We start from the raw sequence: 7,018 nt of genomic DNA on the forward strand, positions 1-7,018 counted from the left end.
GCTGCGATGAGAGCCCGCGCATCCTCGACTGTCACAGTGATGCGGACCGGGCTGTCCGAAAGATCCCGCTTGACGATGCCGATGATCGGAACGCGGACCAGCGGCCGCGTAGCGCGCAGGTTTTCGATCCCCTCGATGCGCAGCCCTGCCGCCCCGCCCGCGACTGCGGCCTGGGCCATCGCAGCGACGATCTCGGGCCGGTCCATCGGGCTGTCATCGACGGGCTGACAGGAAGCAACCAATCCACTTTTTAGCTGTTGTAAAACTTTCATTGCATCAACCCCGGCAGGCCCGTTGCGAGGATCGGGAACACGCAGACCAATATGAGCACCACGAAGGGAGGAATCAGCCAGGGCAGAATTGCCCGCGCCAACCGCTGGAAAGGTATGCCACCAACCTGCGCCACGACGAACAGCGCCATGCCCATTGGCGGTGTCAGGATCGAGATCATCAGGTTGAGGACAACGATGATACCGAAATGGACCGGATCGATTCCGAAGCCAGTAGCGATGGGGACCAGGATCGGCACCACGATCAGAAGGATCACCAGCGACTCGATAAACATGCCCAGTGCAAAGATCATGAGGTTGACGGCGATAAGGAAAGTGACGGGACCGTCGGCGATGGACAGGAACATTGACGCGATCTGCTGCGGTGCCTGTTCGCGCGCAAGCACGTACCCCAAAAGCGAGACGCCGGCGATGATGGTGGCAATACTGGCGGAGGTAGACGTGGTCTCGTAGATTGCATCCCAAAGCCGACGCCAGGTGAGTTCGCGGTAGAAGATCAGGTCGATAAGGATCGCGTAGAGCACCGTCACCGCCGCCGCCTCAGTCGGCGAGAACCAGCCGCTGAAAATCCCGCCCACAATCACCGCTGGGGTGAAGAGCGCAGGAAAGGACCGGACGAAGAGCCTCGACAGTTCCGGGATCCCGGGCCAGGGGTCGCGCGGATAGTCGCGGCGCAGGGCGATGACGTAGACCATCACCATCAGTGACACGGCGCAGAGGACTCCCGGCACCACGCCGCCGAGAAAGAGCTTGCCGATAGAGGTGTTGGAGATGACGCCATAGAGAACCATGGTGATCGATGGTGGCACCAGCGGACCGATCATCGACGAAGCCGCCGTTACGGAACCGGCGAACTCGTCGTCATAGCCGGCATTGCGCATGGCCTCGATTTCCATCTTGCCCAGACCGCCGGCGTCGGCGAGTGCCGAGCCCGACATGCCGGAGAAAAACAGGCTCGCCATGATGTTGACGTGCCCCAATCCGCCGCGGATGTGGCCTACAAGTGCCCGGGCGAAGCCGAACAGAAGGTTGGTGATCCCCGCGCCGTTTAGGATTGCAGCGGCAAGAATGAAGAGCGGTACGGCCAGCATCGGGAAGCTATTCAGGCCGTCGACCATGCGAGACAGGGCGAAGGCAAGACCCATTCCGGACCAGTAGAAATAGGCCATCGAAACCAGGATCATCGAGATGCCGATCGGCACACCGACGAGGACCAGCAACAGCCAGGCAACGGCAATAATCGTCAGGATCATTCCACAATCTCCACTTCATCCGGGTCGTGACGGTGACCAATCCCGATCAACCGGCGAATTATGCGGTTTGCGATGAGGATCATCGCCAAGAAGCCCGATGCGTAGAGAACGGCGTCGGACGCCGGAAGCGTCACCGATTCATTTGACCAGGTGCGCTGGATCGTCTTCCACCCGATCCAGATGAGATGGATCACGATACCCAGGTAGACGAGATCGATCACGGTCAGGATGGCAAGGCGGACCCGTCGGCGCAGGTGCTCAACCAGAAATCCCATGCGGAGCTGACTGTCGGTGCGCTCAACCTCTGCGATGCCGATCATCGCCATCCAGACCCAGAGCCAGCGCGCCGCCTCTTCGGTCCAGACCGGACCGGTAAAGAGCGCAGTTCGGCCGAAGATCTGGATCATCAGAACGACAATCAGAACGATGAACAACACCGATGCGGCGATGCCTTCCGGACTGTATTTGCCTTGCGGTTTCAACGGCTCTCTCCTTTGGGACGTGGGTCGGGAGTACTCACCCCCGACCCCTGTTTGGTTTACTTTGCAGTAACTGCTGCAATGGAACCCTCGCCGAACTCCGCTTCCAGCTCGTCATAGTAGGATTGCATCGCGGCCTTGAAGGGCTCAAGATCCGGGCGCGTGATCGTCAATCCCTTCTCCTCGAAAACCGTAAGCAGTTCGGCCTCGCCCGTTTCCAGCAGTTCGTCGTTCAGCGCACCGCCGGCTGCGATTGCCGTGCTCACCCATTCCCTTTCCTGATCCGAGAACCCATCCCACGCGTCCTTGCCGATCAGAACGGCGGAGGAAGCGACGAAGTGGTTGGTCAGGGCCACCGAGCTTTGCACCTCGTAGAATTTTTGCGCGTCGATGGTGGTCAGCGGGTTTTCCTGTGCATCGACCTGGTTGGTCTGCAGGGCAAGGTAGACTTCGGGGAACGCCACCGGAGCAGGCGTCGCGCCGACCGCCTCGGCATAGGCGATCAGGAACGGAACGTTTGGCGTCCGCAGGCGGAGGCCCTGCATGTCCTCGATGGAGTTGATGGGCTTGTTCGCCGTTGTCTGGCGCGTGCCATAGTACCAGACATCAAGAACGTGGATGCCCTTCTCCTCGAACTTCCCGGCCATCTCCTGCCCCCAAGGTCCGGCGACGATTTCCTTGAGTTGCGCGTAGTCGCCTACCACGTAGGGAGCACCGATCAGCTTCAGTTCGGGGATCGTATAGGACATGTCCGGGTAGCCCGTGATGACTAGGTCAAGCTCACCAGCCTGGGCCTGCTGCACCATCGCCTTGAAGTCTCCCAGCGTCGCGGACGGGAACAGTTTGACTGTCATCTCGCCGCCCGACACTTCTTCCAGTTTCTCGGCGAATTCCGCAGCACCCTTGTAGACCGGGGTCGCTTCGTTGTCCTGCAACCCGAGCGTCAATTCTCGTGCGTCCGCCGTCGTTACCAGCGCGAGCGCAGCCACACCTGCGAGCAGGGTCTTTTTCAACATCATGGTCTTCTCCTCGGTTAATGTTGGTTTCGGTGACCCGTTGACGGGTTTCTGTTCTTCTTGAGCCGTGCGCGGTACGATCGCGCCAGATGCCGGTCCATCACTTCAGTGGCCGCCATCACATCCCCTTCCAGAACCGCGTCGTAAATCTCGCGATGTTCGGCAAAGGTATTGGAATCGTAGTGTTTGACATCGTCGACCGGCGGGCGTTGGGCCAGGAGGTCCGATACGAACATATCGTGCAAGGTCAGGATCACCGGGTTACCGACGATCGAGACGATCTCGCGGTGAAAGGCAATATCCGTTACGGCAAACCGGGGCGTCCCGATCGCTGCCTCGTTGCGATCGAGAGCATCGCGCAGCCGAGCAATCTGAACGCGATCCCCCCGCATTGCTGCTTCGCGCACCGCGCCGGTTTCGATGAACTGGCGCATCTGTTCCAGATGCGCCCCGCTTTCGGCATCCCCAAGCAGATCACGCATGTGATCGGCAGCTGATGTCAGGATTGTTTGAAGCGACGGCAACGATGCACGCGGCCGACGACCGCCACCTGCTTCGATGAACCCTCGCATCTGCATCAACCAAAGCGCCTCCCGAATCGTTGGGCGCGATGTATCGAACCGCGCGCACAGCTCTCGTTCCGGCGGCAGGGCATCACCGACGGCGATCAAGCCGTCGCGAATCTCGGAAATAAGCTTTCCAGCAATCATGTCCGGCATGCGGATTGAAGCAGAGAATTCGGTCACGCAACCCTCCCTTGGCCTGTCCGAACGCCTTTTAGTAAGTCTAAAAATGTTACTTGTCAAACAAAACGGAAATTCTATGCTTACCATACCTGTTTTCGGAGGATCCAATGACAAGACAGCTTGCCGGAATGTACGCCGCCCTGATGACCGGGCTTGAGGATGACGGGAGCTTCAGCCCGGAGCGTCAACGCGCCCTGGACGCGTATGTGCTCCGACAAGGGCTTTCAGGACTGTATGTCGGGGGCAGCAGCGGTGAGTCGGGGCTGCTGGACGTCGAGGAGTTGCTCGCGCAGCAGTCCGTGGTTGCCGAGGATGCTGGTGATGCGGTGCTCATCGCTCATGTAGGCGCACCCAGCTTGCGCGACTCGGTTCGCCTGGCGAAGAACGCGGCCGAACTGGGCTATGCCGGTCTCTCCGCGCTGCCACCCCATTCCTACCCGTTCAGCGATGCGGAGATCCTTGCCTACTACCGCGAGCTGCAGGCGGCCACCAACCTGCCGCTGATCGTCTACGAGGTGCCGATCCGCACGGGCCGGCCGATTGGTCTCGAGACGCTCGTTGCGATCATGGATCTGCCGAATGTTGCCGGATTGAAGTTTACCTCCACAGACATGTTCAAACTCTCGATGCTGCGGCGGCGCTGCCCGGATTCTACGATCTTCTTCGGCTTCGACGAAATCTACCTGTCCGGTGCGGTGCTTGGAGCGGATGGCGGAATCGGTACCACTTACAATCTTCTGGGCCGCCTCTACGCTGCTCTGGATCGGGCCATTCAGTCCGGAGATCTTGCAGAAGCGCAGCGCCTTCAGAACATCTCAGCTGTCTTCGTTGAGGCGTTGCTGGAAACGGGGGTTCTGCCGGGGATGAAGGCCGCGTTCCGCGCGATCGGGATCGATGTCGGCCTCACGCGGGCTCCCATGCTCATGCGGGTGGACGACGGAGACGCGCGGATGACCGAACTCGTAAAGCGCCCGGAAATCGCCGAGTGGCTCAGCTAGCCGTACGGAAGAAACCGACGATGCTTTGTGTCCGCACAGTAAGCGTTCAATCAATGGAGGAAGAACAAGGTGAAATGCAAATCCTATGTCGCAGGCGCAGCCATGCTCGCAGCCATGTCCGGAGTTGCCATGGCAGATAATTGGCCCGACCTGCCGATCGGCATCAAGAATGGCTTTGCCGCTCAAGTTGGCGAGACGCTCTACACCGGGCTCGGAAGTGCGGGTCAGGATGTCTACAAACTGGATCTCGGAAATCTCGAAGCCGGATGGCAGAAAGTGGCCGCATTCGCAGGCCCGGCACCAAGCCAACCTGCCGCAGCGGTGTCAGGAGGGAAAATCTACGTCTTTTCCGGCTCCGGAAACGAGACAGAAGACTCCAAGTCGCCGGTCGTGTTCGATACGGCCTACCGCTACGATCCCGAGAGCGACAGTTGGGAACGACTGGCAACCACCGTGCCAGTGGGTCTACTCGGCGCATCTGCGGTCGCAAGATCCGACAGTTCGATCGCGATCTTTGGCGGCTACAACAAGCAGCTCTTCGACAAGTACCTCGCGGACATCACCGCGATCGACAAGGAACGCGATCCGGAGGCCTGGAACAAGACGGTACAGGACTTCATGGGGATGAAGCCAAAGGACTATCACTGGAACGATCTGGTCCTGCTGTACAAACCGGAAACCAACGACTGGACCGATCTCGGCCGAACTCCGTTTCTGCCAAATACAGGTGCCGCGCTGGTCGACCTGGGCGGAGACAAGATCGCCTTGATTAACGGCGAAGTGAAGCCGGGCTTGAGAACCGATATGGCGAAAACAGTCGATTTCTCTGGCGAAGCTGCGGAGTGGGATCAGCTACCGCCGCTCCCCTCCGGCCACTCCGGATCCCGGCAGGAAGGAGTCGCTGGTGCTTATGCAGGTCTGGTTGGTGACGCGCTGATTGTTGCCGGCGGCGCGAACTTCCCCGGCGCACGCGACGCCGCAGACAGCGGAAACTGGTTCGCGCATGACGGGCTCTCCAAGACCTGGAACAGCGATGTGTTCATGTTGGCCGATGGCCAGTGGACCCTCATTGGGCAACTTCCCGAAGGTCTTGCCTATGGCGCGAGCTTCAGCCTGCCCGAAGGTGTGCTGATCGTCGGCGGCGAAGACGGGGAACGCAATGCACGGACTGACGTTTTCCTGCTGTCGGTAGAGAACGGTGCCGTCATCACCACCCAGTAGTCCTGGATGCAGTTTCCCGGTTCAGAAAAGCAAGGTCGGCATAGCCGGGAGACTGTCGATCATCATCGTCGCGTACGCCATATGGTCATCGAGAGCTGACTCTATGAAAGTGCGGCTGCAAAGTAGCCAGGTTTGATCTCTCTTTGGCCGTATGCAGCCCGGTCTATTTTAGGCTCAGGACTCATAACCAGAACAGCACAGTAGCGGCGAGAGCGACGGCTGAGAGGAAGACCTTCGGGCATCTGTCGTAGCGGGTCGCTACGCGTCGCCAGTCCTTAAGCCTGCCGAACATGATCTCGATGCGGCTGCGCCGCTTGTATCTCCGCTTGTCGTATTTGACTGGGATCTTGCGCGCCTTGCGGCCTGGAATACAGGCCCTGATCCCCTTGTCCTGCAAGGCTTCGCGGAACCAATCGGCATCATAGCCTCGGTCAGCAAGTAGCCACTGCGCAGCTGGCAGACCGCCCAGAAGGGCTGCCGCGCCAGTGTAATCACTCACCTGACCAGCAGACATGAAAAACCTGATCGGGCGTCCCTTCGTGTCGGTTACCGCGTGGAGCTTGGTGTTCATCCCTCCCTTGGTGCGACCGATCAGGCGCCCGCACCCCCCTTTTTACTCCGCAGGCTTGAGGCCGTGCGGTGCGCTTTCAGGTAGGTCGCATCGATCATGATCGTCGTCGGCTCCACCGCTTCGGCGGCCAGCCCCTCGAATATTCGGGCGAACACCCCCATCTCGCTCCAACGCTTCCAGCGGTTGTAGAGCGTTTTGGGTGGACCGTATTCCTGCGGTGCATCCCGCCAGCGCAAGCCATTGCGATTGATGAATATTATCCCGCTCAGAACTCGACGATCATCGACGCGCGGACGACCATGGCTCTTCGGAAAGAACGGCCCGAGACGCGCCATCTGCTCGTCGCTCAGCCAGAAAAGATTACTCACCACACCCTCCTATAGTTGGAGAGCGTGAATCACGCCGCCAGTGGCCCCGCAAGCCGATTAATGGGTCCTGAGCCTA

Annotated in this window: 7 protein-coding genes and 1 pseudogene; 2 read left to right on the plus strand and 6 right to left on the minus strand. The window is 59.7% G+C overall.

All coding sequences use genetic code 11. The features are described from left to right. The 5 genes and pseudogenes from BM075_RS23795 to BM075_RS23815 form a co-directional block, all read right to left on the minus strand. A pseudogene (locus BM075_RS23795) lies at window positions 1-206 on the minus strand (N-acetylmannosamine-6-phosphate 2-epimerase); the annotation flags it as partial. A 62-nt stretch (window positions 207-268) separates the two neighbouring features. Then, on the minus strand, window positions 269-1,543 hold the full coding sequence (locus BM075_RS23800) for a TRAP transporter large permease (protein ID WP_093363090.1): 1,275 nt from the start codon (window positions 1,541-1,543) through the stop codon (window positions 269-271). Next, complete coding sequence (locus BM075_RS23805) at window positions 1,540-2,025, minus strand: TRAP transporter small permease (RefSeq protein WP_218152905.1); 486 nt, start codon at window positions 2,023-2,025, stop codon at window positions 1,540-1,542. Before BM075_RS23805 ends, BM075_RS23800 begins: the two co-directional genes overlap by 4 nt. Window positions 2,026-2,081: 56 nt before the next feature. After that, window positions 2,082-3,041 carry a sialic acid TRAP transporter substrate-binding protein SiaP gene (locus BM075_RS23810; RefSeq protein ID WP_093363091.1) on the minus strand — a complete coding sequence of 320 codons (960 nt, stop codon included), beginning with the start codon at window positions 3,039-3,041 and terminating at the stop codon, window positions 2,082-2,084. Window positions 3,042-3,055: 14 nt separating this feature from the next. Then, a complete protein-coding gene (locus tag BM075_RS23815) occupies window positions 3,056-3,784 on the minus strand; it encodes an FCD domain-containing protein (protein ID WP_245758969.1) in 729 nt (242 codons plus the stop codon). A 107-nt stretch (window positions 3,785-3,891) separates the two neighbouring features. Between BM075_RS23815 and BM075_RS23820 the strand changes: the two genes are divergently transcribed. Together BM075_RS23820 and BM075_RS23825 are read left to right on the plus strand one after the other, a co-directional pair. After that, complete coding sequence (locus BM075_RS23820) at window positions 3,892-4,782, plus strand: dihydrodipicolinate synthase family protein (protein WP_093363093.1); 891 nt, start codon at window positions 3,892-3,894, stop codon at window positions 4,780-4,782. 69 nt (window positions 4,783-4,851) lie between these two features. Then, window positions 4,852-6,003 (plus strand): N-acetylneuraminate epimerase, encoded by a 1,152-nt coding sequence (locus BM075_RS23825; RefSeq protein ID WP_281244978.1) that lies wholly within the window; start codon window positions 4,852-4,854, stop codon window positions 6,001-6,003. A 181-nt stretch (window positions 6,004-6,184) separates the two neighbouring features. On the opposite strand, the gene BM075_RS23830 is transcribed toward BM075_RS23825, so the two are convergent. Continuing rightward, a protein-coding gene (locus tag BM075_RS23830; RefSeq protein WP_093363028.1) for an IS5 family transposase occupies window positions 6,185-6,942 on the minus strand; the annotation gives its coding sequence in 2 pieces (ribosomal slippage) (window positions 6,185-6,606 and window positions 6,606-6,942; 759 coding nt in all). Between the last annotated feature and the right edge of the window lie 76 nt (window positions 6,943-7,018).

The organism is Tropicimonas isoalkanivorans, from assembly GCF_900112335.1.
In the GTDB taxonomy this organism is placed as follows: domain Bacteria; phylum Pseudomonadota; class Alphaproteobacteria; order Rhodobacterales; family Rhodobacteraceae; genus Tropicimonas; species Tropicimonas isoalkanivorans.

What these genes read in the sequence shown, in the direction of transcription:
- BM075_RS23810 (WP_093363091.1), bottom strand. Translation starts at nt 3,041, where the DNA reads ATGATGTTGAAAAAGACCCTGCTCGCAGGTGTGGCTGCGCTCGCGCTG.
- BM075_RS23800 (WP_093363090.1), bottom strand. Translation starts at nt 1,543, where the DNA reads ATGATCCTGACGATTATTGCCGTTGCCTGGCTGTTGCTGGTCCTCGTC.
- BM075_RS23820 (WP_093363093.1), top strand. Translation starts at nt 3,892, where the DNA reads ATGACAAGACAGCTTGCCGGAATGTACGCCGCCCTGATGACCGGGCTT.